The organism is Ensifer sp. GW823-FHT05D09, assembly GCF_058795755.1.
This window is the reverse complement of record NZ_JBXAIA010000045.1, coordinates 1-522: the sequence shown is the minus strand read 5'-3', so window position 1 is coordinate 522 and position 522 is coordinate 1. Positions and strand designations below refer to the sequence as shown.

The following is a 522-nucleotide window of genomic DNA, read 5'->3' as shown; positions in this document are numbered from 1 at the left end:
CAGTCCCTTTGCGAAGAGCGCCTATGCGGCGGTACCCACCGGGGCGCCGCGCACACCGCTTTTCGGCGTCAAGAAGTTCTCACAACCCATGTATCGTCTGCACCTGCTCAACCCCGTGCCGATGACGCGCACGTCGCAGGGTCATGCGGCGTTTCCTGCACATCTGGCTGAACGGCCGGCGAAGCGACTGTCCTATCACACCGACTTTTCGGCCGATCCGACAAACAGGCAATTCATCAATCCGCGGACCTACCGTGGTCCGATCGAAGGGCGCCCTCCGGGAGAGATCTTCGCGCATCAGCGCTGGGACGAGTACTTCCCCAAAGTGGGTTACATCATGAGGCTCGGACAAATTGCGCAAGGCGGGGGTGGATACTTCCACGACCACTTCCCGCTGCAGCAGCCAGACAGCGTCTGGTGTTATGGTGGCGGCAGGACCGGCGAATGCAATCTGCCTCCGTTCCTGATCAAGGGTCGCTACGGCGAACCCATCATCACGCGGATCTACAATGACCTACCCGC

General features: G+C 60.9%; 1 pseudogene. It reads left to right on the top strand.

The features are described from left to right. Positions 1–522, top strand: a pseudogene (locus AC1Q80_RS30850) (multicopper oxidase family protein); the annotation flags it as partial.